This is a genomic window from Blautia sp. NSJ-140, from assembly GCF_022868965.1.
Classification (GTDB): domain Bacteria; phylum Bacillota; class Clostridia; order Lachnospirales; family Lachnospiraceae; genus Blautia_A.
On record NZ_JALIFS010000001.1, the window covers coordinates 102871 to 125553 of the forward strand.

The 22683-nt window shown below is 46.4% G+C and carries 19 protein-coding genes, 7 tRNA genes and 1 riboswitch; of the genes, 4 read left to right on the plus strand and 22 right to left on the minus strand.

Features of this window, described 5'->3' with window-relative positions; genetic code table 11:
- The first annotated feature begins 88 nt into the window (after positions 1–88).
- Positions 89–1135: a transglutaminase domain-containing protein gene (locus MUB50_RS00450; protein WP_118623550.1), complete on the plus strand. Its 1047-nt coding sequence runs from the start codon at positions 89–91 to the stop codon at positions 1133–1135.
- A gap of 166 nt (positions 1136–1301) precedes the next feature.
- On the opposite strand, the gene MUB50_RS00455 is transcribed toward MUB50_RS00450, so the two are convergent.
- The 7 genes from MUB50_RS00455 to MUB50_RS00485 all read right to left on the minus strand — a co-directional run bounded on the left by MUB50_RS00455 (position 1302) and on the right by MUB50_RS00485 (position 1958).
- Positions 1302–1381 (minus strand) — tRNA-Leu (locus MUB50_RS00455).
- Positions 1382–1448: 67 nt separating this feature from the next.
- Positions 1449–1521, minus strand: a tRNA-Lys gene (locus tag MUB50_RS00460).
- Between the two features lie 11 nt (positions 1522–1532).
- Positions 1533–1604, minus strand: a tRNA-Gln gene (locus MUB50_RS00465).
- 10 nt (positions 1605–1614) lie between these two features.
- A tRNA-His gene (locus tag MUB50_RS00470) sits at positions 1615–1688 on the minus strand.
- Positions 1689–1693: 5 nt separating this feature from the next.
- Positions 1694–1767: transfer RNA gene (locus tag MUB50_RS00475), tRNA-Arg, on the minus strand.
- Positions 1768–1785: 18 nt separating this feature from the next.
- Positions 1786–1856: transfer RNA gene (locus MUB50_RS00480), tRNA-Gly, on the minus strand.
- A 27-nt stretch (positions 1857–1883) separates the two neighbouring features.
- Positions 1884–1958: transfer RNA gene (locus MUB50_RS00485), tRNA-Pro, on the minus strand.
- 262 nt (positions 1959–2220) lie between these two features.
- Between MUB50_RS00485 and MUB50_RS00490 the strand changes: the two genes are divergently transcribed.
- The gene (locus tag MUB50_RS00490) at positions 2221–2994 is read left to right on the plus strand and encodes a hypothetical protein (RefSeq protein ID WP_118623517.1); all 774 of its coding nucleotides are present in this window, start codon (positions 2221–2223) and stop codon (positions 2992–2994) included.
- 68 nt (positions 2995–3062) lie between these two features.
- Here the strand turns inward: MUB50_RS00490 and MUB50_RS00495 are convergent, their stop codons facing one another.
- From MUB50_RS00495 to pckA, 11 genes are all read right to left on the minus strand, one after another.
- Positions 3063–5606, minus strand: coding sequence for an HD domain-containing phosphohydrolase (locus MUB50_RS00495; RefSeq protein ID WP_244802487.1), 2544 nt, complete (start codon positions 5604–5606; stop codon positions 3063–3065).
- A 2-nt stretch (positions 5607–5608) separates the two neighbouring features.
- Complete coding sequence (locus MUB50_RS00500; protein WP_118513203.1) at positions 5609–7240, minus strand: GH3 family domain-containing protein; 1632 nt, start codon at positions 7238–7240, stop codon at positions 5609–5611.
- Positions 7237–7818: a hypothetical protein gene (locus MUB50_RS00505; protein ID WP_244791380.1), complete on the minus strand. Its 582-nt coding sequence runs from the start codon at positions 7816–7818 to the stop codon at positions 7237–7239. The genes MUB50_RS00500 and MUB50_RS00505 overlap by 4 nt, the downstream gene beginning before the upstream one ends.
- A 237-nt stretch (positions 7819–8055) precedes the next feature.
- A complete protein-coding gene (locus MUB50_RS00510; RefSeq protein WP_118513205.1) occupies positions 8056–8535 on the minus strand; it encodes a metallophosphoesterase family protein in 480 nt (159 codons plus the stop codon).
- Entirely contained in the window at positions 8532–9116 is a 585-nt protein-coding gene (locus MUB50_RS00515) for an XTP/dITP diphosphatase (protein ID WP_244791382.1), read from the minus strand. Before MUB50_RS00515 ends, MUB50_RS00510 begins: the two co-directional genes overlap by 4 nt.
- A complete protein-coding gene (locus tag MUB50_RS00520) occupies positions 9113–10270 on the minus strand; it encodes a THUMP domain-containing class I SAM-dependent RNA methyltransferase (RefSeq protein ID WP_244791384.1) in 1158 nt (385 codons plus the stop codon). Before MUB50_RS00520 ends, MUB50_RS00515 begins: the two co-directional genes overlap by 4 nt.
- On the minus strand, positions 10267–10809 hold the full coding sequence (gene yfcE / locus MUB50_RS00525) for a phosphodiesterase (protein WP_118513208.1): 543 nt from the start codon (positions 10807–10809) through the stop codon (positions 10267–10269). Before yfcE ends, MUB50_RS00520 begins: the two co-directional genes overlap by 4 nt.
- An 86-nt stretch (positions 10810–10895) precedes the next feature.
- Positions 10896–11228, minus strand: coding sequence for a rhodanese-like domain-containing protein (locus MUB50_RS00530; protein ID WP_244791386.1), 333 nt, complete (start codon positions 11226–11228; stop codon positions 10896–10898).
- A 112-nt stretch (positions 11229–11340) separates the two neighbouring features.
- Entirely contained in the window at positions 11341–11544 is a 204-nt protein-coding gene (locus tag MUB50_RS00535; RefSeq protein WP_022426534.1) for a hypothetical protein, read from the minus strand.
- A 306-nt stretch (positions 11545–11850) separates the two neighbouring features.
- Positions 11851–12780: a cation diffusion facilitator family transporter gene (locus MUB50_RS00540; protein ID WP_118513210.1), complete on the minus strand. Its 930-nt coding sequence runs from the start codon at positions 12778–12780 to the stop codon at positions 11851–11853.
- Between the two features lie 199 nt (positions 12781–12979).
- Positions 12980–13161: riboswitch (NiCo riboswitch) on the minus strand.
- Between the two features lie 293 nt (positions 13162–13454).
- Positions 13455–15059, minus strand: a complete 1605-nt coding sequence (gene pckA, locus MUB50_RS00545; RefSeq protein WP_118623509.1) for a phosphoenolpyruvate carboxykinase (ATP) — start codon at positions 15057–15059, stop codon at positions 13455–13457.
- Between the two features lie 351 nt (positions 15060–15410).
- Here pckA and MUB50_RS00550 point away from each other — a divergent pair, with 351 nt between their 5' ends.
- Positions 15411–16709: a threonine/serine ThrE exporter family protein gene (locus MUB50_RS00550; RefSeq protein ID WP_182433932.1), complete on the plus strand. Its 1299-nt coding sequence runs from the start codon at positions 15411–15413 to the stop codon at positions 16707–16709.
- A gap of 95 nt (positions 16710–16804) precedes the next feature.
- On the opposite strand, the gene MUB50_RS00555 is transcribed toward MUB50_RS00550, so the two are convergent.
- Together MUB50_RS00555 and MUB50_RS00560 are read right to left on the minus strand one after the other, a co-directional pair.
- On the minus strand, positions 16805–17560 hold the full coding sequence (locus MUB50_RS00555) for a DUF4866 domain-containing protein (RefSeq protein WP_182433925.1): 756 nt from the start codon (positions 17558–17560) through the stop codon (positions 16805–16807).
- Positions 17561–17575: 15 nt separating this feature from the next.
- Positions 17576–18223, minus strand: a complete 648-nt coding sequence (locus MUB50_RS00560) for a YoaK family protein (RefSeq protein ID WP_118513257.1) — start codon at positions 18221–18223, stop codon at positions 17576–17578.
- A gap of 166 nt (positions 18224–18389) precedes the next feature.
- Here MUB50_RS00560 and MUB50_RS00565 point away from each other — a divergent pair, with 166 nt between their 5' ends.
- Positions 18390–19268, plus strand: coding sequence for a LysR family transcriptional regulator (locus MUB50_RS00565; protein ID WP_118623505.1), 879 nt, complete (start codon positions 18390–18392; stop codon positions 19266–19268).
- A gap of 28 nt (positions 19269–19296) precedes the next feature.
- Here MUB50_RS00565 and MUB50_RS00570 read toward each other — a convergent pair whose 3' ends face one another.
- Both MUB50_RS00570 and MUB50_RS00575 read right to left on the minus strand, forming a co-directional pair.
- Positions 19297–20124: a PRD domain-containing protein gene (locus MUB50_RS00570; protein WP_118623503.1), complete on the minus strand. Its 828-nt coding sequence runs from the start codon at positions 20122–20124 to the stop codon at positions 19297–19299.
- Positions 20125–20364: 240 nt separating this feature from the next.
- Positions 20365–22617 (minus strand): PTS transporter subunit IIABC, encoded by a 2253-nt coding sequence (locus tag MUB50_RS00575; RefSeq protein ID WP_118623501.1) that lies wholly within the window; start codon positions 22615–22617, stop codon positions 20365–20367.
- Positions 22618–22683: the final 66 nt, after the last annotated feature.

Sequence of the window (22683 nt, forward strand, 5' to 3'; positions counted from 1 at the left end):
TCTTTCACGATAGTCCTGCATTTTTTTTTATGCTATAATCTTTGATTGAAATCTATTTTTCCGGAAAGGAGTCTCCGTATTTTTATATATGAAACAAACTGAAGAATATTACTACGGCAGAATGCCGAAAGATAAACAAAACGTGTACCGTGCAATGCTTCATGGGCTTATGGAGCTTTCTGATGAGTTCCTGATCCCGCAGGTACCAACCACCGATGGAAACTGGCTCTATGATGTATTTTTCCAGCTTCGTCTTGATCACCCGGAGATTTTCTGGGCTGTGGGGTTTAAATACCGTTATTACAAGGACTCGCCAAATCTGATACTGATTCCTGAATACATCTTCGACAAAAATAAAATCCGGGAGCACCAGAAAGCCATGGGCGCCCGCGTAGACAAGCTTGTGCGCCCCGCCATGAAGTTTTCCGAGTGGGATAAGGAAAAATATGTCCATGACTTCATCTGCGAAAATATCCGCTACGACAAGCTGAAAAAGCCATATTCCCACGAGATCATCGGGCCTCTGGGCCATGGTGTCGGTGTCTGCGAGGGAATTGCCAAATCTGTAAAGGTCCTCTGTGATACTCTCGGTGTGTGGTGTATTATCGCCATCTGTGGGAACAATCCGGAAAAAGGGATCAAATACCGTCATACCTGGAACATTGTCCGGATCAACGGACAGTACTATCACCTGGACGCCACCTTCGACAATACTCTGGGCAAAAGCGAAGATGGTTCCGTCAGCATCCGCTATGATTATTTCAACCTGGATGACAAAAATATCTTCCGGGACCACGAGCCTCTGATTGCTCCGGCCCCTCCCTGCCCGGACGGAAATCACTTCTACTACCGCGAGAAAAAGCTGTCCTTCACAAAGCCGGAGGACGTATACAAACGTGCCCTCCAGGCTGCCAAAAAGAGCCGTGAATTCACGTTTCACTGGAGAGGCGGTTATCTCACCCGCGAGATCCTGTCCGACCTTGTAGACCAGATCCAGGCCGCCGGAAAGACCCGAGACAAAAAAGCCATCATCACCCTCAACTGGCCCCAGGCTGTACTACGGTTTCATTTTGTGGAACAGCATGCGGAAGGAAAGGTGTTTATTGAGGAAGTGAATGAAGGGGAAAAATTGTAAAGTCATTCATAAAATTTCCACATCAAAATGCCACAGATGCATCAGTAATGATCTGTGGCATTTTATTATGAACATTATTCTGAAAATACAAAAGACCTTCTATAAAATCAAATTTACAGAAAGTCTCTCAGCTATAGCGATGCGCTAATTTCCCGGATCGCTATGATGCGGATAACAGGACTTGAACCTGCACGGTTGCCCACTGGTACCTAAAACCAGCGCGTCTGCCAATTCCGCCATATCCGCATATTCAATTATGTTTTCATCCTGTCTGATGATAAAAAAATAACGGAAAGCAAATGCTTTCCGCTAATGAGGCATCGGGGATTCGAACCCCGGACAACTTGATTAAAAGTCAAGTGCTCTACCGACTGAGCTAATACCCCATAAAAAAGGACTGGGCTAGCTGGATTCGAACCAGCGAATGCAGCAGTCAAAGTGCTGTGCCTTACCGCTTGGCGATAGCCCAATGGGCGAAGGGTGGATACAGGGATTCGAACCCTGGGCCTCCAGAGCCACAATCTGGCGCGCTAACCAACTGCGCTATACCCACCACAACGTGCCTGAAGGGATTCGAACCCCCGACCCACGGCTTAGAAGGCCGTTGCTCTATCCAGCTGAGCTACAGACACATGCTCTCTTCTCAGAGAAGCGGGTGATGGGAATCGAACCCACGTATCCAGCTTGGAAGGCTGGTGTTCTACCATTGAACTACACCCGCATGCTTGCGGTAATAAGTTTACAGCAGTCGGGGTGACAGGATTCGAACCTGCGGCCTCCTGGTCCCAAACCAGGCGCTCTAGCCAAACTGAGCCACACCCCGATGTACCATTTACTTATGGTTTTTATTAAGTTGTTGTCGCCTTCGTTTGTGTTTCGTTTTCGTTTCCTGCCTGACGACAAGTGATATTATATTATAGCAATCTACAAATGTCAACACCTTTTTTGAATTTTTTTAAAAAAACTTTTTTTCACGTTTTTTCCGCCTATTTAAAGGTTTTCTTGTCATTTGTGACTGGCTTATGGTATCATGAAACCATAATTTAAGTCAAGAAAAAAAGCAAACAATAAGGAGATGTTTTTACATGGATATAAAATTATTTCAGCAGAAGCTTAATGACATCTGTGCCATCGCTGAGGAAAACAATAAGCAGCTCTCCCAGCAGCAGATCCGTGACCATTTCGATGAATCGGATCTGAGCACTTCACAGCTTGTAAAGATCCTGCAGTATCTCAAATTAAAAGGGATCACCATCGAAGGCACCGATGAGGGCACCGGTGCTGACAGAGCAGATGCTGTTTCATCCGAATCCCAGGGCAAGGAAGAGCTTCCGGGTACCCGTGCTGCTCTTACTGCCGAGGAACAGGCTTATCTCAGTGACTATATGGAAAGCTTTTCCCCGGAGGGACTTGATCCGGACGATCTTGCTTCCCTCTTTCAGGCCTTTGCAAAGGGAGACACTGCTGCCGAAGGTGCACTGACACAGTTCTACATGGCTCAGGCAGCCCAGATGGCCGCTGAACTGAACTGTGAGGAAATCCACCTGGCCGATCTCATTCAGGAGGCAAATCTGGCCCTTCTGGCGTCTCTCAAAGAGACAGACCCACAGGAGAAAAACGATACCTGGATGCGTGGTCGTATCCGCAGCGGAATCCTTCATGCCATCGAGGAACAGACACAGCAGAAATTCCGTGACGACTATCTGGTATCCAAGGTAGAAAACCTGGAGGCTGCGGTCAAAGAACTCACAGACGATGATGACGCCACTAAATTCACCATTGATGAGCTTGCCGTGATCCTGGATATGAATGTGGATGAGATCCGGGATGTACTTCGCCTTACCGGCGATGATAAATAAAGCTTTCTTCATATGCTTCACAAAAACGGGCCTGACATAGCTTGTCAGACCCGTAATCTTAATATTCTTTATGCTTTTTCTTCCCGTTTCAGCTCCGCCGGTTCTGCCAGATGAATCTTGCCTTCCCGAAATATGTGGATAAATACCTCCGCCATATCCGGATCGAACTGTTTTCCTTCCTCTTCTCTTATGATCCGAAGAGCTTTTTCCACCGGCATCAGTTCCTTATAACAACGTTTGGATGTCATGGCATCAAAGGAATCTGCGATGCAGAGGATCCTTGCAGATGCCGGGATATCTTCTCCCGCGATTCTCCTTGGATAGCCGTTTCCGTCATAACGTTCGTGATGACCGATAACTGCAGGGATAACATAATCCAGTGACGGAAGGTGGCGGATGATCCCGATGGATGCTTCCACATGACCTTTCATGATCTCATACTCTTCATCCGTAAGCTTGCCTTCTTTGTTCAGGATATGCTCCGGAATCCCGATCTTTCCAACATCATGAAGAAGCGCCGCCTGACGGATGATCTCCACCATTTCCGTTGTATAGTTCAGCGCCTTCGCAAGACTCGTTGCGTAATAAGCCACATTGTTGGAATGTCCGAAGGTATAATGATCTTTGGTATCAATGGCTGCAGTCAGCGCATAGATCGTGGATTCATAGGACTGATAAATATGTTCATGATCAGATTTCTTTCCCGCATTTTCTTCATCCAGGCTTTCCTTCAGCATGGTGTCAAAAATCTCGATGCCGTTTTTACCGCTGCGCTTTACATGATATACTGCCAGATCCGCATTATCCAGAAGCTCCTTTGCTGAGCGGGCTGCATAAGGTGCCGCACTGATCCCCACACTTACCGTAAGGATCTTCAGCTTGTAGTCTGCAGAATCGTTGCGCATATACAGAATCTGCTTCTGTATGGATTCTGCCAGATTTCTGGCGGAAAATACATCGTAATTTGGCATCAGGACCGCAAATTCCTTGGCACTGTGACGTGCCACATATCCCTGTTCTCCCACACTTGCATGGATGATATCTGCCACCTTTCGAAGTGCAACATCTCCCTGCTGATTTCCGTACAGCTGATTGTACAGCTTGAAATCATCAATATTGAACAGGATCAGTGCAAGCGAACCCTCTTTATTTTTTCCGTATTCCTCATCCAGGATCTCATAAAAATATTTCCGGTTCAGAAGGCCCGTCAGTTCATCGGTCCTTGCCTCAGTCCATGCCGCCTCATAGAGTCTGGCATTTTTGACGGCAATGGAAGCTACCGAGCTGACCGAAGACAGCATGGCAAGGTCATTATGGTTCAGGTTCCTGTGTCCGTCACCGGAAATCGCAATGATCCCGGCCAGATCATCATTTTGTCGAAGACCTGCACAGTATTCGATACCCAGCTCTGAAAACATATGTTTCTCCGATTCCCACATGGATTTGTAGGCTGTGGAAGAACGAAAATCCCGGATCACCACACAGTCCTCATTTCTGGTAAGCCAAGTAACCACCGGATTATCCGCTTTCAGCGAAAAGGTCAGGTCGTTCAACGGACGGTTGCTGTAAACAGCCTGATATTCCCCTGATTTTTTGTCTTTCAGGCAAATATAGATCCGTCCTGCATTGGTAGTTTCCTTCAGCACATTTACCGTATTACGCAGGATTTCTCCTACCCGGAGCGTCCTGGATACTGACTGGCTGAAATCTTTCAGCTCCTGAGACTGCTGGATCTCTTTTTTGATAAAAACATTGTTCATCAGACATTTCCACAGCACTATGACCAGCCATGCAGATATGAGAAAAACGAAAGAAAAGATCAGCACATGATACTCACTGGCTGCAGGGAGCAGCATTCGGATATAGTTCATCAGATACGGTGAAAGATTGATAAACAGTACTACCGTCAGAACCACTCCCACACCAAAGCAAACCCCATCTGACGCAAGACGGCGCATCTGGAACAGCCGTCTTCTGGTCAGTGCATAAAGCATCAGGACAGCATTGATCAGACCGCTGACAATATCGATGGGGAATCCGGAAAATGCCGGCACTGCCAGCGCAAGGTTTCCCACAAAAATGATCAGTATCCCCACAAGGATCGGTTCGATCTGTTTGCGGTATTCGGGGTGTCTCCGGCATCCGCGGTACATGGTAATAAAAATCTGGATAATGGTGATCCCTGCTACCACAAAGAACAGAAGGAACCAGGGGGTGATCTTATAAACAAAATGCGCACCACCGTTTTTACGGATCAGATCTGGCCAGCGCAGGATGATCCCGCCCGGGATGTTGATCACAAAAAGCAGCAGCATCAAAAGCAATGGGATTCTGCTTTTTCTGCCCATACGCACTCCCATGAATGCGCTGATGAATACATAATAAAAATATGGCAGAAACAGGATTCCTGCCAGAGACACATAATACCACAGGATGTAAGAGGGTCCTGCTTCCATACGCATCAGAAAAGAGCCCAGCGTCCAGCAGAGCATTCCTCCCAGCACACACATGAAGCTGTTGATGATCCGGCTGCGCTTACCAGCCAGAAGAGTCAGTATCATAAATGTATAGAAAAAAACTGAAATGATTGAAAATGATATATAGCTTTCCATAGTTACTTCCTCATATTCCCGAATCCGATCTCATCCTGCAGTCTCAAAAGTTCCGCCACCTCATAATAAGGAGTGCTCATATGCCGTGGTTTCCGTCCTTTTCTGGACTCATAAAGATGAAAGGTACCACAGCGCAGGATGGTCACCACAAGGGGATCCATTCCCAGGATTTTCTTCAGATCCCGGTAATCCTGATCGATATATTTGAAATACGTGGTCAGAAGCTCTTTCAGAATGTCCGTGCTCATAGCCTGATACATCAGCGCTTCTTTTTTTACTTCTATATAAAGATGCAGATATGGGCGTTTTTTCTCATTATATTCTTTCACTGCGATCCAATCCGTAACCGGCTGCCCAGACAACTGAATCACACTTTTGATACCATTTTCCGAAATCCTGGTGAATCCTGCGATATCAATGATCCACGGAACACGATCTATGTACTCAAATCTTGGAATCTGTGTCCGGTCCTCCTGGTTGGTAAGACCCACGCACCGATACATATCTCCCACACGGTACCTGGCAAAGGCTCCGCCCTTCAGCACAGTGATCACAAGCTCATATTTCTCCCCGGGAACAACTTCATCCATAAGATAGGTCGGAGGAGTGAACGTGGGATCCTCATAATTATGGAGCATATCCTTTTCGGTGATAAATTCATAAAAGCAGGTATCCGGAAAAAAGTACATTCCGTTCCTGGTCCAGGTCTCGGTTCCTATAATAGAAGGTTCCGTTCCTGCAAAAAGCTCCATGGGCCGAACTCCCCACATTTTCTCCAGATCATCCTTATAGCACTGATTGTCGGTTCCTGCCACCATAAATCCCTTCAGGTGAAAAAGGTCTTTCGGAAGAAGCTCCCGTTTCTCCCTCTCACAGATCTTTTTGGCATTCAGGATCCTTTTCAGCATCTTTGGTTTATACTGCAAAAGTTCCGAAAAGGAGGTTTTGCTTTTTCCTGATGATACGCTTCCGGTGAGACTCTGGCTTACTGCATAAGCTACACTTCCAAGTCCGAAGAAAAATTCCACGTCCTGTTTCATGGCCATCTTAAAGCCCTCTTTGTTCCGCTCACTAAAGCTCATATTTACCGCATCTTCCACCTCAGGAAGAAAACGGATGTCGATATCTTCTTTCAGCGCCAGCGGAAAAAGGCCGGTAGCAAAAGGCAGCGGTGCCAGTCCGTAAAGGATCTTGTCCGTTTCCTCCACATCAAATTTGCCCTTTTCGCGGCTTGTAGCTAATATGAGGCAGGCAACTACATTGTTCCTGTAGGTATCCAGCATACTTCTCGTGTATGGTGCTACCTTTATCGGATGGCGCCCGCCTTCCCAGGTCGTCTGTATCCAGATGATCGGGTTCCCCGGAAGAGTTTCACTTCTCTTCTGGAGGAGCATATCCGCATAATCCTCATAAGTGGTAAGGGGTACCAGCCGGCGGAACTCGTCGATCCCGGATGGCCTCCTGCCCTTCAGAATGCTTTTGCCCAGTTCACAGTCTGACCAGAGCTGGATCTGCTCTTCCATCAGGCGATTCTGGATCTTCATGTAATCCTGCATTGTCAGATCAAGAAATCCGCAATATTCTTTCCAGATAGCATCATACTGCTGTTTTCGAAGCTTTTCGCCAAGACTCACCGCCTTTCCCCCCCTTTTCGCCACGTTTTTATACAGGCAGCTGTACTGTTTCGGTCCGGGATCAGAAAGGGAGTTGTCTGCTGATACGCTCCGTAATTACTGAATGTTTCCGGAAACACGATCCTGTCCTGGTAAAAAATGTACAATATGTTCCACACGATAAGAACCCCAAAAGCCCTCAGTGCCTTCCCGGATCCCAGAAATCCGGCCAGGCAAAAATAAAATCCGGCGAACCACAGAACGCCAGGATGTCGGCAGAGTGCATAAACACCCTCTGTATAGGCCAGCCTTTCATGATTTTCTTTGACATATGTCTCATCAAAGGGCAGCGCAAAAAACAATGTATAGATCAACAGTCCCAGAAACAGGATCGCTGCTGTCAGAAAAACAGCAGAAATAAAAAAAGAACTTCCCTGCCGCGGCCAGCAGCTCCGGATCACCAGACCTGTTGACACTGCGATCAGGAAACATCCTATGCTAAAAAACGGATGAAGAAAGCTTTTTTTCAATCGGATACTGTTATGATCATACAGGAAGCAGCATAAAAAGCCGATACTCCCTATAATAACCGCAGTCATGTGTATTTTCCCCCTTCATTTATGTAAAGCGGACCTTCCCATTCCGCTCTGATGCATTCTCAGAAACGAGACCCTTTCATAGTCAGTACCCTAAAGAATGCTCTATATTACTAAAAACAACTACTTGTTCATTATATAGCACATAGCTGACTTTCGCAATCGTTTTTGACTAATATATGCTGAATATTGGCACAAATTTTATCAATTATGACAGTTTATATGTTTTTTCTGCCAGAATCAGAGGTAACGGATCTCTACGTGCATTTCGCCCTTTCCCTCTGTCTCCATTACTGCATAGCTTGGACGGCGTCCCCGTTGTCTGGGAAAAGCCAGACTTCCGGGATTTACCAGAAGCACACCTGCTTCCTTTTCAACAACCGGCACGTGGATATGTCCGAAAAAAGCCGCATTGCATCCCCTTGAGCGGGCAGCTTCTGCCAGCTGATCAAAGGCTATGGATACACCGTAGTAATGACCGTGAGTTACCAGGATCTTATTTCCCTCGACCTCGATCACGTCTTCTCTCGGGAGATCCGAGAAAAAATCATTATTTCCGGACACAATGCTGCAGGGACATTCTGCAAGGGCTTCGATATAAAATTCTCTGCCTTCCACATCTCCGCAATGTACCAGCATGTCAAAAGGAGCCTCCCGGTTTATCACGATCTCCAGGTTTTCATCTCTTCCGTGAGTATCGCTTACGATCAGCACCTTCATACAAGCTCTTCCTTTATAAGGCAAAGAGCTTTTCCACGATGGCTGATCCTGTTCTTTTCTTCCATGGAAAGCTCTGCGGAAGTGCAACCATATTCCGGAAGATAAAAGATCGGGTCATAGCCAAAGCCATTCTCCCCTTTTTCCTCGTAGCCGATGCGGCCTTCCATGGCAGCACGGACTGTCTTTCTTCTGCCATCCGGGAAAGCTGACGCAATAGCACATACAAAACGTGCGGTACGTTTCTCATCGGGTACACCTTCCAGACGCTGGATCAGGTTTGCGTTTTTAATATGATAGGAAGTATCCTCACCCATATAGCGTGCGGAATAGATTCCAGGCTCTTTGTTCAGATAGTCGATCTCCAGACCGGAATCATCTGCCAGAACGATCTCGCCGGTCATTTTACTGATTGCTTCTGCCTTGATCATGGCATTTTCTTCAAAGCTTTTTCCGTTTTCATCAATATCCGCATGGATCCCGGCATCCTTCAGGGAAAGGATCTCCAGAGAAGGATCCGCAAGTATCCTTCGGATTTCCTTCATTTTATCCTCATTTCCGGTAGCAAAAATGATCTTTTTCATTCTTTAATACTTCCTTTCTTCGGCGGACGTGGTCCAAGAAACTGGTAATAGTAGGTTTTCATCATTCCGTTATAGATCTTACGGTTTTTATCTGCCTTTCGGCCGATATCATTCTCTGCCTTGTCATAGGCAGTGATCAGATACATGGACCAGCGATCCAGCCCCTTATAGCTTTCACCGATCTCACGGTACAGTGCAGGGAGATTGGATTTTTCTTCGATCCTCTCACCATATGGCGGATTTGTCACGATAAAACCAAAGGGTTTGGAATGGCGGAGTTCATTGACCGGGCGCTGCTGGAAATGGATCAGTTTGTCCACTCCGGCCATTTTTGCGTTGGCGCGTGCTGCCTTGATGGCAGCTGCATCGATATCAAAGCCCTGGATATCGGTTTCAATATCAAGATTTACACGTTCTCTGGCTTCTTCTCTTGCATCCTCCCAGCATTCCTTCGGGATCAGATGCTCCCAGCTCTCGGCCAGAAAATGACGGTTCAGTCCCGGTGCCATATCCGCTGCCATCATTGCCGCCTCAATAGGAAAGGTACCGCTTCCGCAGAACGGATCGACAAGAATACGATCCTTTTTCCAGGGGGTGAGCATCAAAAGAGCGCTGGCAAGAGTCTCGGTGATAGGTGCCTTGACAGTCATCTGGCGATACCCTCTCTTATGAAGGGATACTCCTGAAGTGTCGATTCCGATCAGAGCTACGTCTTTCATAAAGGCCACACGGATAGGAAATTCCGGACCGTCTTCCGGAAACCAGGAAATCCCGTAGATGCCTTTGAGACGCTCTACAATGGCTTTTTTCATAATGGACTGGATATCAGATGGACTGAAAAGCTTACTTTTGATGGAGTTTGCCTTGGCTACCCAGAATTTACCGTTTTTCGGTATGTAATTCTCCCATGGGAGAGCCTTGGTCTTTTCAAAAAGCTCATCAAAAGTCTCGGCTTTTACTTCGCCTACTTTCAGAAGCACACGTTCTGTGGTACGAAGGAACAGATTGGCGTCTGCCACACCCTGGGCATCAGCCTCAAAGGTCACTCTTCCGTCTTCCACCCTGGTCACTTCATAGCCAAGATCCAGTATTTCACGCTTCAGCACCGCCTCTGTTCCAAAATGACAGGGCGCTGTTAATTCCCACAGATTCATAAAGTGATCTCCCGTACTGTATTTCCTTCAAAATCTTTAATAGTAAAACTTCCGTTCTCAAGGATTGCATAGGTCGGCGGATTGCCTTCCTTTGGAATGGATACGGAACCTGGGTTCAGAAGGATATAATTCCCCATATTTTCTGCCTTCAGCACATGTGTATGGCCGTGGATCAGAATGTCTCCGTCCATCATCGGCGGAAGATTATCCTTATTATAGATGTGACCGTGTGTGGCATACATCGTTTTTCCCTCGATGGCAAGGATACAGTAATCTGCCATAACCGGGAAGTCCAGGACCATCTGATCCACCTCTGCCTCACAGTTTCCGCGTACTGCGTAGATCTGTTTTTTTCTCTCATTTAAAAGGCGGATGACTTCCTTTGGTGCGTATTCCTTCGGAAGGTCATTTCTTGGTCCGTGATAAAGCAGATCTCCCAGAAGCACCAGTCTCTCCGCCTTCTCCGCGTCATATGCTTCCAGCATTTTCCGGCAGTAATATGCCGAACCATGTACATCGGATGCAAACATATATTTCATAATCTTTTCTCCTTGTAATTTGTGTTGGTTTTTATCTCTGTTCTTTACATTATCATGATTTACTTTAAAATACAAGATTTGTTGTTTTATCCGCGCACAAGATTTCTCCCTCTGTAGGCGGCAAATCCACCGATCACGGATCTGGTACGGCAGCCCTGTCTTGCCAGGCTCCGGGCAGCCTGCATGCTGGCACCGCCGCGATCGCAGTAAAGTATCAGCAGTTTATCTTTGGGAAAACGGTATTTCTGATCCTGTTTTTTCTCAAGATATTCCTCCAGCTCTCTGTATGGAATATTTGCCGCGTTCCGGACATGTCCCCTTCTGTAGGCGGCAGGATCCCGGAGATCTATGATAACAGCGTCACTGCGTTCCACATAATAATCCATCATTTTTGCAGAGATAGTTTCGATCTGAAACATGGAAAAAATCTCCTCTTTTTGGTATATTATATGGAAGCTTCCGGGTGAATGTTCCCTTATATGTATTTAAGCGGGAAAAGCCATCTCTGGCTTTTCCCGCTTTTCTTATCATTTAATATCTGTCAGAGCCTCTATCCTTCTCAGAATCATATTCATCGGAAATTTTGTTTCCGTAGCTGCTTTTGGAACTGTTCCTGGAAGAATTTCCCGAACTGTTCTTAGAGCTGTTTTTTCCGCAGTTTCTGGAAGCACTTTCCCCGTGATTTTTTCCTGCATAATTAGACTCATTTCTGTCTGTTTCGTAATTTTTCGCCATTTGAATTACCTCCTGATGAAGTTGATTTTACGGCTTTCCGAAGCTTTCTGCCGCTTTTTATTACAGGAAATAGTATCCCAAAAAGTTTGGAGATTATTCGCCAAAATCATGTTGCTTTTTTTTCCAATTTATATTATAATCATTCTTGTAAAAAGAATTTACCCTTCAAAAATTTTTTTACATAACCCCTTATTTAATTATTTATACTCCCCTCGAAACACCCGGTAGCTCCCCTACCGGGTGTTTCTCTATACAAAAATAAGCCGCCGGATGACGATCACAAGGTCGCTCCGGCAGCTTGTTTTTTTATCCGTTGATCGGATTTACATGCACCATACAGTGCTTTACATTTTTGAATTTATTCTCGATCGTATGATGTACATTTTCCGCAATATCATGTGCATCGCAGAGGGAAATATTTCCATCTGCTGCGATCTCGATATCCACATACATCTTGGATCCGAAAAGACGGGTTTTAAGAAGGTCTACTCTTCTGACGCCCGGTACCTTGAGGATCTCTCTCTTCATGGATTCCTCAGTTTTTACATCACAGGAATGATCTACCATCTTGTCAATGGCATCCCTGAAAATGTCGATCGATGCCTTAGCGATCATAACGCAGATCACGATGCTGGCGATCGGATCCAGGATCGGGTATCCCAGTCTTGCACCGAAGATGCCGACAAACGCTCCGATGGAGGAAAGTGCATCTGAACGATGGTGCCATGCATCTGCCATCAGAGCTCCTGAATTAATCTTCTTTGCGGCACCTCTTGTATACCAGAACATCCACTCTTTTACCACAATGGATACCACTGCAGCAACCAGTGCAAGTGTTCCCGGAATGGCAATGGTTCCGCCGGATGTGCTTTTTACAATGTCACGGGCACCGGTAACTCCGATCCCAATACCAGTGACAAGCAGCATTCCTGCAAGAACAATAGAAGAGACACATTCCATTCTTTCATGTCCGTACTGGTGCTCTTTGTCTGATTTCTTTGCAGAAAGACGGACACCGATAATCACGATGAAGGTACTTCCCACATCTGATGCCGAATGAATGGCATCAGAGATCATTGCTCCTGAATGTGCCACAATACCGGCAACCAGTTTAAATACGGACAATAAAAGATTTACCAGGATACTGATCCCGGATACCTTCATTGCTGTCTGCTGTTCCCATGAAGCTGTTTTTTCTGTATCATGTATAATTGTTTTGTTTTCTTTGTGTTCCATAAACAGGACCTCCTTTTAATATATGATCAGGTTCTTCTTATGGCACAACATTTTCCGTGAAAAAACCGGCGGTTCCTTCACTACTCGCTGCAGTGCGATTTCCGCCGGTGTTCTTTCTTTTCTGTATAGGGATATCCCAGCTTCTACCTTCTGTTCCATCCATATTTTTGCAGTAAAAAAGACATACCTGCGAAACATACACTGTCCCGCAGATATGTCTGAAAGCAAAGTCACATTCTGCTTCACCTCATATTCCGTGAATGCAGGTTCTTTGCAATTACGTTTAAATCCATATCCGCTGCCGCTTCCTGCGGCCCGGCCCCATGCCTTCGGATAAATATTTTCGATTCCGAAAAGCATCGCCTGCTCAGTTTGTACTGTTGATCTCGCATCCTGTTCGAATGTAATGCAGTGCAAAGAGAATTGCAGTCTTACGGGTCTCCCGTCCGACTTCTCAGCAAGGATACACCATGAACGCTCTGTTAGTCAAGTCAAAGTTTTTTATTTTACAGGTAGATATCTTCAACTTTCTGTTTATTCCATGTCTGAAAACATGCTTCGCACTGCACAGCTCTATATCAAATAACAGATCCGCAGTTGTTTGTCAAAAAACCGGGAGCGAATAAATCCGCTCCCGGTTAAGTCTACGATCTGTATTCTGTTGAAATGAATGATTATGCCTGAGGACCAGCTGCAACGAGTGCTTTACCAGCCTCATTTCCCTCATACTTAGCAAAGTTCTTAACAAATCTTGCAGCAAGATCTTTAGCCTTTGTCTCCCACTCTGCAGCATCTGCATATGTGTCACGTGGGTCAAGGATTGCAGGATCTACGCCCGGAAGCTCTGTCGGAACCTCGAAGTTGAAGAATGGGATCTTCTTTGTAGAAGCTTTAAGGATAGATCCGTCAAGGATAGCATCGATGATACCACGAGTATCTTTGATGGAGATACGTTTTCCTGTTCCATTCCATCCTGTGTTAACGAGGTATGCCTTCGCACCGCTCTTCTCCATTCTCTTAACGAGCTCCTCAGCATATTTTGTCGGATGAAGCTCAAGGAATGCCTGTCCGAAGCATGCGGAGAATGTAGGAGTAGGCTCTGTGATTCCACGCTCTGTACCAGCAAGTTTAGCTGTGAATCCGGAAAGGAAGTAGTACTGTGTCTGCTCCGGTGTCAGGATAGATACTGGAGGAAGTACGCCGAATGCATCTGCGGACAGGAAGATAACCTCTTTCGCTGCCGGTGCAGAAGATACAGGGCGAACAATGTTCTCGATGTGGTTGATCGGGTAGGAAACACGTGTGTTCTCTGTTACGCTCTTATCAGCGAAGTCGATCTTGCCCTCAGCATCAAGTGTTACGTTCTCAAGAAGAGCGTTTCTCCTGATCGCATTGTAGATGTCCGGCTCAGACTCTTTGTCAAGGTTGATAACCTTAGCGTAGCATCCACCCTCGAAGTTGAATACTCCGTTGTCATCCCAGCCATGCTCGTCATCACCGATCAGGAGACGCTTAGGATCTGTGGAAAGTGTTGTCTTACCTGTTCCGGAAAGACCGAAGAAGATTGCTGTGTTCTCTCCGTTAAGGTCTGTGTTTGCAGAGCAGTGCATGGAAGCGATGCCCTTAAGCGGCAGATAGTAGTTCATCATGGAGAACATACCTTTCTTCATCTCTCCGCCGTACCATGTATTAACGATAACCTGCTCACGGCTTGTAATGTTGAACATTACAGCTGTCTCAGAGTTCAGTCCTAATTCTTTATAGTTCTCAACTTTAGCCTTGGATGCGTTGTAAACAACGAAATCCGGCTCAAAGTTCTCAAGCTCCTCAGCTGTCGGCTGAATGAACATGTTTGTTACGAAGTGTGCCTGCCATGCAACCTCAACGATGAAACGGATAGCCATACGTGTGTCTTTGTTAGCTCCGCAGAATGCATCTACTACGAAAAGTTTCTTGTTGGAAAGCTCCTTCTTGGCAAGATCTTTAACTGCATTCCATGCTTCCTGAGTTGCCGGATGGTTATCGTTCTTGTACTCATCGGATGTCCACCAAACTGTGTCCTTGGAGTTCTCATCCATAACGATGTATTTGTCTTTAGGGGAACGTCCTGTGTAGATACCTGTCATTACATTGACAGCACCAAGCTCACTGACCTGACCCTTCTCAAATCCTTCAAGCTCCGGTTTGGTCTCTTCCTCAAATAATGTCTCGTAGGAAGGATTGTACACGATCTCAGTTGTTCCGGTAATACCATACTTTGTTAAATCGATTTTTGCCATCTTAACATTTACCTCTCTTCTTTAATAGTAATTATGATAGCCACCTACTGCTGCAGGTTTTTGTCATCCTGCCATAGGAATTGGTCATTCCAACATCCCTATCCACAATTATACATAAATTGTACGTAAAAGCAACCAAAAAAATTCATTTTCCGCAAAAAAATGATAAATCTTTAACAGTGACGTTTTAGTACTGTCAGATTTTATTTCATCTACACTTGACTTTTTCAGAATAATGGCTACAATATATCTGATTATAGTTATTATATATATTTATAATAATAACTATACTATTTTAATATATAGAAAGAAGTGATTTCTGTGTCAGATATTCCGGTTAAACGTAATCATATGAAAATCCCCTGGCACAACTACGTAAGCGCCAGGAACAGCCAGCCCATCACCGAGGCTTCTCTTTCCGAAAAAGCTTCCCTGATCGGCCGTACAGGCATGATGCTTCTCTCCTGTGGGACCGGTGCCTGGCGGGTACGGAGTTCCATGAATACATTGTCAGAAGCACTTGGCATCACCTGCTCCGCAGATATCGGACTAATGTCTATAAGCTACACCTGCTTTGACGGTGAGAGCAGTTTTTCCCATGCACTTAGTCTGACTACCACCGGCGTAAATACTTCCAGACTGAACAGGCTGGAACATTTTGTCAGTGATTTTCCTGTGGAGGGTATCCATATGAGCGGTGAAGCACTGCACAGTCAGTTAGATGAGATCGAGCGGATCCACGGGCTTTATTCCCCTGCAGCCCTGGGACTGGCTTCTGCACTGGCCTGTAGTGCATTTACTTTTCTTCTGGGCGGTGGCCCGCTGGAAATGATCCTGGCTTTTGCAGGCGCAGGCATCGGAAACGCCATCCGCTGCAAGCTTGGCAAGCATCATTTTACTCTGTTTATGTGCATTGCAGTTTCTGTTTCCTCCGCCTGTCTTGTATATGCAGGCTTCCTGAAGCTGGCAGAGCTTCTGTTCCACATTTCCGTCCAGCATGAGGCCGGGTACATCTGTTCCATGCTGTTTATCATTCCGGGCTTTCCGTTTATCACAAGCGGGATCGACCTTGCCAAGCTGGATATGCGTTCCGGTCTGGAACGACTGGCCTACGCCATTATTGTTGTAATGGTGGCTGCTGTCTCTGCCTGGCTGATGGCACTGCTTCTTCATCTGAAGCCTGTGGATTTCCTGCCTCTGGAGCTTTCGGCAGCTCAGAGGATCCTGTTCCGGCTTCTGGCAAGCTTCTGCGGGGTATTCGGCTTTTCAGTCATGTTCAACAGTCCTGTGCGGCTAGCCGCAGCTGCCGCCTTCATCGGCGCACTGTCCAACACTTTGCGTCTGGAGCTTGTTGATCTTGCCGGTTTCCCACCTGCTGCCGCGGCTTTTTTCGGAGCACTGACAGCCGGACTTCTGGCCTCCCTCATCAAAACAAAAGTGGGATATCCCAGGATTTCCATTACCGTACCATCTATTGTGATCATGGTTCCCGGACTTTATCTCTACCGGGCGATCTACAATCTGGGGATCATGTCCCTGAATGTTTCCGCCTCCTGGTTTGCAGCTGCGATCTTGATCATCGTTGCTCTTCCCCTGGGCCTTATTTTCGCCAGGATCCTTACGGACAAAATGTTCCGCTACTGCACCTGATGGGCATACAAAAAGGACTGCTTTCTGTAGCTTCCGGTCATCAGCTATCCTTCTGATAACCGGAGCAATACAAAAGCAGTCCTTTTTTGCACACTCTATTTCATTACGATCTCATCAGCGATTCCGATCATTTTTTCCAGGCGGTCCGCAAATTTATGGATGGGGAGAAAAACGCCCAGTCCATCATAACGTTTTCCACCATCCTCCACAGAATCCTGCCCATAATACACAAAAGCTCTTGGAAGCTTCTTCTGAATTGCCATCATGATATCCCATACAGCCGCATAGGCCTGTGCCTCCGTTTCTTTTTCCTTTACGCTGTTCGGAAGCTCATACACCAGCAGCACACCGATATGTTCGCCCATTTTGTACTCTTCTACTTCCATGGTAGCTTCATCATAGGCATGTCGCTTCCGGTAGCCATACGCCAGATACATCTTTACACCAGGTTTCTCCCTGTATATCCTGCGAAATCGGTCGTAATCCCTGTCACTTACATGGATTCCCTTTTCCCGCAGAAAATTTCCTTTTTCATCTGTGAGAAATACCGGATTCTCCTGTCCATCTGCATTGAACCTGAACGGTGCCAGAAAAGAATTTCGCAGAAGATCAAACATACTGTTCTGGCAGATCGCCATAAGGAGAGCAGTCAGATCACGGTTTTTATATGCGTCCAGCAATGCATAGGCGAATTTTTCCGGAGGAAGATATCCGCATTCTATGTCTGTATCCGCATCCATGGATTCATAGAAGGTCTCCGTCAGCCGTCTGCACGCCTCCGGATCCTTCAGGATCTTTTCAAATAAAAGCTCCGCCTTTTCCTCTCTTGGGAATAATGTGCTGTTTTCCACAATTCCTCACCCTTTCTAATCTCTATGTTTACTGGAAAACATCAGAATAAAGCTGATCAGAAGCAAAACATCCGATACCCAGATTGCCGGGATTCCCAGCCTCATGGACAGATTTCCTCCGCCACCGGCTCCAATGGCAAAAAAGAAAATTATTCCAAAATAATAAAGAGCCTGCTTCAGCTGTTCCGGACGTTTTTCACGACAATACACGGACAATGCCGCCGTGCCGCTTCGTAAATTTCCGATGCACATAGTGCTTGCATAGGAATAACCGCCTACCTTCCGGAATGTCTGTACCTGCATGGCGCAGGAAAAGGATACCAGTGCGGTTGCCAGCATATCCAATTCTCCCGGCATAAATCCCACCACAAAAAGGATCAGGATCTCGATCAGCAGGATCATCTGCCTCCAGTGAAGTTTTTTTGCATATTTAAAGGTGTTCTGGATTCGCTCCGCCGCTACAACACCAATGGCAAAGGCTAAAATAGGGAACAGATACCTTAAACCGTCTCCCCACTGTCCTGTCATAAAATTATGGCTCATCAGAACCACATTGCCTGTCTGGGCGTTGGAAAACACCTCATCTCTTGTAAAGTATGTGTAGGCATCCTGAAATCCGCCGGACATTGCCAGAAATGCACTTGTGATAAAAGCTTCTGACATCTGCCGGTCTGCGTTCTGCAGCTTTCTGCCTCCTGAAACCACTCTAAATCACTCCTGTCATTGATTTTTTTCCTCGGGTGTATTATAGTTTGCTCAGAAGCAAATGTAAAAAGTATTATTAATATCGTAAACATATTAAAATCATATCACAGGATGGAGACTATACATGATCACTTACGACTACTACCGGATCTTTTATTATGTAGCCCAGTATAAGAGTTTCACCAAGGCAGCACGGGCTCTTCACAACAACCAGCCAAATATCACCCGCTGTATGAACAACCTGGAGCAGGAGCTGAAATGTACTCTCTTTCTCCGATCCAACAAGGGAATCGCACTTACCCCGGAGGGACGCCAGCTTTATGAACACGTTGCCCTGGCATTTGAGCAGCTGTCCATCGGTGAGGAGGAGATCCGCCAGAACGGAGAGCTGGAACATGGTCTGGTTTCCATCGGTGCCAGCGAAAATGCCCTGCGTCTGATCCTTCTGGAAAAGCTGGAGCTGTTCCGCGAGCAATATCCCCATGTTCGCCTGCGCCTCTTCAACCATTCCACTCCACAGGCTGTACAGGCACTGAAGAATTATGCGGTAGATTTCGCTATTGTCACCACTCCGATTTCTATCCGCAAGCCTTTACAGAAAAAAAGTCTCCTGCGTTACCGGGAGATTCTTGTATGCGGAAGCAAATATAAGGATCTGACCACTGCCCCCATCAGCATCCATGAGCTTCAGGACCTGCCCTTTGTAGGTCTTGCGGAAGGGACCAGCACAAGAGAAATGTATATGAATTACTTTATGGAAAACCGTGTTTCTTTTCATCCTGATATCGAGGCCGCAACTACAGACCAGGTCCTTCCCATGGTTGTCCACAATCTAGGAATCGGCTTTTACCCGGAACCCCTTGCCCGGGAAGTGATCAATGACGGTAAGGTTTTTGCCTTTCAGCTTAAGGAGCCGCTCCCTCAGAGAGAGGTCTGCTTAGTCACAAACAGCAGCACTGCCATGAGTACTGCTGTCAAAAAAGCTATTGAATTTATCGTATAAATCCCTGAGGCGGATCAGCCATTTATGTTTATTGCTCCACTGTCCTCTCAATATGCATGGCAAGATAACCGATCTCGATAGGGTCCAGCTTTTTCCCAAGGCTTTTGCCCAGGCTCTCGCAGACATCCTCTGCGATCCTGTAAGATTCCGGATATTTTTCTTCTATATATTCATTCATATCCAGCTTCAGTGTCTCCCCTGTGGAGACACGGGCTACCATATATTTGATATGGTTCATCATACGGTTGTAGGACAGGGAGATCACATCGATCTTTCTTCCTGTGGCCATCTCGATCATGGCGATGCATTCCCGCACCGTTCTTGCTGTCTGCATGGCAACAGACACCTTCTCATCTCCAAGTGCTGAGTGAATATGAAGTGCCACATATCCCACCTCATGCTCGTCGATCTCAATATCCATCCGCTCCTTCAGGATCTTCTTCAGTACCTCCGCCACCTTGAATTCGCTGTAAAAAAGCACCTTGATATCATCGGTCAGAGGATTGCTGATCTGCTCATGATTCCGGATACGTCCCACCGCAAAGGAAATATGATCAGCAAGGGAAAACAGGATCCTTCTGTCTATGGTATCCCCAAAGGTCTTCTCAGCTTCTCTCAATATCTCATCTGCGATCTCCAGAAATTCCGGTGCTACGCTCTTTGCCAGTTCTTTTGCTGAGCCACGTTCTGTCTCCTGAGCCAGCCTGTAAAGGGTACAGTCTGCCGGAGCCTCCAAACGCTGACTGACCTTCTTTCCAAATCCCACACCTTTTCCCAGAAGCACATATTCCTGGTTTTCCTCCATATCTATGGCAATGATGCCGTTATTGTTCAATACCTTGCTCACTCTGTACATCTTTTTTCCCCACCATTTTTATATATCCTGCTGCTTTTCCACATTCCACCACTGTCTACCCCGGATTTTCAGTCAACATTTTTGTCTGCAGCTATCGATTTTCTTTATCGTAACAGAATCTGTCTTTTGTGTAAAGTCCTTCTGACGGACAGTTATTTTCTTTGCCACAGGAAAAGCGCGCCCGGGCATTAGGCGCGCTTTTCACAAAACCAATCATCTATATTATTGCTGAAAAATTTCTTATTCTTCCACAGTCTCCACTGCGAACAGCGGCTCCCCTGCCTTGATCTCTCCATTGGCAAGAAGGCGTACTCTCTGATTATCCTCGATCTCTGTACAAAGGATCGGAGAACATAAGGACGGAGCGTTTTCTGTAAGATATGGGATGTCGATCCGCATCAGCGGCTCACCCTTTTTCACATGCTGTCCCTGCTCTACCAGGATCTCAAAGCCTTTTCCTTCCAGCTTTACAGTGTCAATTCCGATATGGAGAAGCATTGGAAGATCTGTATCTGTCTGGAATCCGATAGCATGCTTTGTGTCAAAAATAAACTCTACCTCGCCGTCTTCCGGAGCACAGATCACCGGATCCTTCGGTGTGACTACCGCACCCTCTCCCATCATTCCTTCTGCGAAGCCTTCATCCGGCGCTGTGGAAAGGTCTGCTGCGATACCGGTTACCGGGCTGTAGACGATAGCTGTTCTGAGGACCTTTTTCTCCGGCTGCGTGTTGGCTTCGGATGTCGGAGCTGTGTTCTGAACAGCCTCACCTGTACTTTCTGCTATGCGCTCTGTATCAGACTGAGCCTGATTTTCCGTATTGTCTGTTTCTGTCTCATTTGCACCTTCAAAATATTCATTTGGCGCTGTCTCCAGATAATCCTCCAGCTTGGATTTAATCACAGTTACCTGCGGACCGTAGATGATCTGGACACCCTGGCCTTTTTTCACGATTCCTCTGGAACCTGTTGTTTTCAGAATATCGTCGTTGACTCTTGCTGCATCATGGACGGTGATACGGAGTCTTGTTGCACAGCAGTCCACATCACTGATGTTTTTCTTTCCTCCAAGGCCGGCTGTGATGGCTTCGCTTACCGGGTCTGCGGATGTGCTTCCTGCTGCTTCACCGGCTTTTCCGGCTTCTTTTCTTGCGTTTACATCTGCTTTTGTATAAAGCTTTGTTTCTGTGTCGTCATCCTCACGTCCCGGAGTCTTGAAGTTGAACTTTTTGATCAGGAAGGTGAAGATCACATAGTAGAGAATAAAGTAAATGATACCAACCGGGATAATCCTGAGCCAGCTTGTCTTTGCATTTCCCTGAAGGATTCCGAACAGGAACAGATCAAGGAAACCGCCGGAGAAGGTAAGTCCTACTGCAATGTTCAGCATATGTGCGATCATATAAGCCGCGCCTGCAAGAACAACCTGTACCGCAAACAATGCAGGAGCTACAAACAGGAAGGAAAACTCCAGTGGCTCTGTGATTCCTGTAAGCATACATGCAAGGGCTGCGGAAAGAAGAAGTCCGCCTGCTGCTTTTTTCTTCTCAGGCTTTGCACAGCGGTACATGGCAAGAGCAGCTCCCGGAAGACCGAAGATCATGAAAATGAACTCTCCGGAAAAGTACCTTGTTGCATCTGCACTGAAATGCGCCACATTTGCGGAATCTGCAAGCTGAGCGAAGAAGATGTTCTGTCCGCCCTGTACCATCTGACCTGCAACCTCCATAGTCCCTCCAACGGCTGTCTGCCAGAATGGCATATAAAATACGTGATGAAGTCCGAAGGGGATCAGCGCACGTTTGATAATACCAAAGATCAGAGTTCCGACATAACCGCTGCCTGTTACAAGACCGCCCAGAGCATAAATACCGTTCTGAACTGCCGGCCATACGAAATACATCAGGATTCCAACAAACATATACACAATGGTGGAAATGATGGGCACAAATCTGGAACCACCGAAGAAGGAAAGTGCGTTTGGAAGCACGATCTTATGAAAACGGTTGTGCAGAGCCGCAACACCAAGGCCGACGATAATACCGCCAAACACACCCATCTGTAAGGACTGAATACCGCAGACAGATGTTACAGTACCTTCCAGAACGCTTTTTGCGATCTGTCCGTCTGCTGTGATCTTACCATTTACTACCAGCATACCATTGATGGCTACATTCATAACGAAGTAAGCAATCAGTGCAGAAAGAGCTGCTACCTCTTTCTCTTTTTTTGCCATACCGATGGCCACACCTACTGCAAAGATCAGCGGCAGGTTATCAAATACCGCGCTTCCGACTTTGTTCATAATGATCAGGAGTGCATGTAAAATCGTTCCGTCTCCCAAAAGCTTCTGAAGTCCGTAGGTTGCAATGGTTGTTTCATTTGTGAAGGAACTGCCGAATCCAAGAAGCAGGCCTGCCACAGGAAGGATTGCTATGGGAAGCATAAAGGAACGTCCCACTCGCTGCAAAACTCCGAAAATCTTGTCTTTCATGTTCTCTCTCCTTTTCTTTCGACGTTTTGGAGCGGGAGTCTTTTAAGTGGGCAACAAAAAAAGACA

What these genes read in the sequence shown, in the direction of transcription:
- MUB50_RS00450 (WP_118623550.1), top strand. Translation starts at nt 89, where the DNA reads ATGAAACAAACTGAAGAATATTACTACGGCAGAATGCCGAAAGATAAA.
- MUB50_RS00490 (WP_118623517.1), top strand. Translation starts at nt 2,221, where the DNA reads ATGGATATAAAATTATTTCAGCAGAAGCTTAATGACATCTGTGCCATC.
- MUB50_RS00495 (WP_244802487.1), bottom strand. Translation starts at nt 5,606, where the DNA reads ATGGAAAGCTATATATCATTTTCAATCATTTCAGTTTTTTTCTATACA.
- MUB50_RS00505 (WP_244791380.1), bottom strand. Translation starts at nt 7,818, where the DNA reads ATGACTGCGGTTATTATAGGGAGTATCGGCTTTTTATGCTGCTTCCTG.
- MUB50_RS00510 (WP_118513205.1), bottom strand. Translation starts at nt 8,535, where the DNA reads ATGAAGGTGCTGATCGTAAGCGATACTCACGGAAGAGATGAAAACCTG.
- MUB50_RS00515 (WP_244791382.1), bottom strand. Translation starts at nt 9,116, where the DNA reads ATGAAAAAGATCATTTTTGCTACCGGAAATGAGGATAAAATGAAGGAA.
- MUB50_RS00520 (WP_244791384.1), bottom strand. Translation starts at nt 10,270, where the DNA reads ATGAATCTGTGGGAATTAACAGCGCCCTGTCATTTTGGAACAGAGGCG.
- yfcE (WP_118513208.1), bottom strand. Translation starts at nt 10,809, where the DNA reads ATGAAATATATGTTTGCATCCGATGTACATGGTTCGGCATATTACTGC.
- MUB50_RS00530 (WP_244791386.1), bottom strand. Translation starts at nt 11,228, where the DNA reads ATGTTTCAGATCGAAACTATCTCTGCAAAAATGATGGATTATTATGTG.
- MUB50_RS00535 (WP_022426534.1), bottom strand. Translation starts at nt 11,544, where the DNA reads ATGGCGAAAAATTACGAAACAGACAGAAATGAGTCTAATTATGCAGGA.
- MUB50_RS00540 (WP_118513210.1), bottom strand. Translation starts at nt 12,780, where the DNA reads ATGGAACACAAAGAAAACAAAACAATTATACATGATACAGAAAAAACA.
- pckA (WP_118623509.1), bottom strand. Translation starts at nt 15,059, where the DNA reads ATGGCAAAAATCGATTTAACAAAGTATGGTATTACCGGAACAACTGAG.
- MUB50_RS00550 (WP_182433932.1), top strand. Translation starts at nt 15,411, where the DNA reads ATGAAAATCCCCTGGCACAACTACGTAAGCGCCAGGAACAGCCAGCCC.
- MUB50_RS00560 (WP_118513257.1), bottom strand. Translation starts at nt 18,223, where the DNA reads ATGTCAGAAGCTTTTATCACAAGTGCATTTCTGGCAATGTCCGGCGGA.
- MUB50_RS00565 (WP_118623505.1), top strand. Translation starts at nt 18,390, where the DNA reads ATGATCACTTACGACTACTACCGGATCTTTTATTATGTAGCCCAGTAT.
- MUB50_RS00570 (WP_118623503.1), bottom strand. Translation starts at nt 20,124, where the DNA reads ATGTACAGAGTGAGCAAGGTATTGAACAATAACGGCATCATTGCCATA.
- MUB50_RS00575 (WP_118623501.1), bottom strand. Translation starts at nt 22,617, where the DNA reads ATGAAAGACAAGATTTTCGGAGTTTTGCAGCGAGTGGGACGTTCCTTT.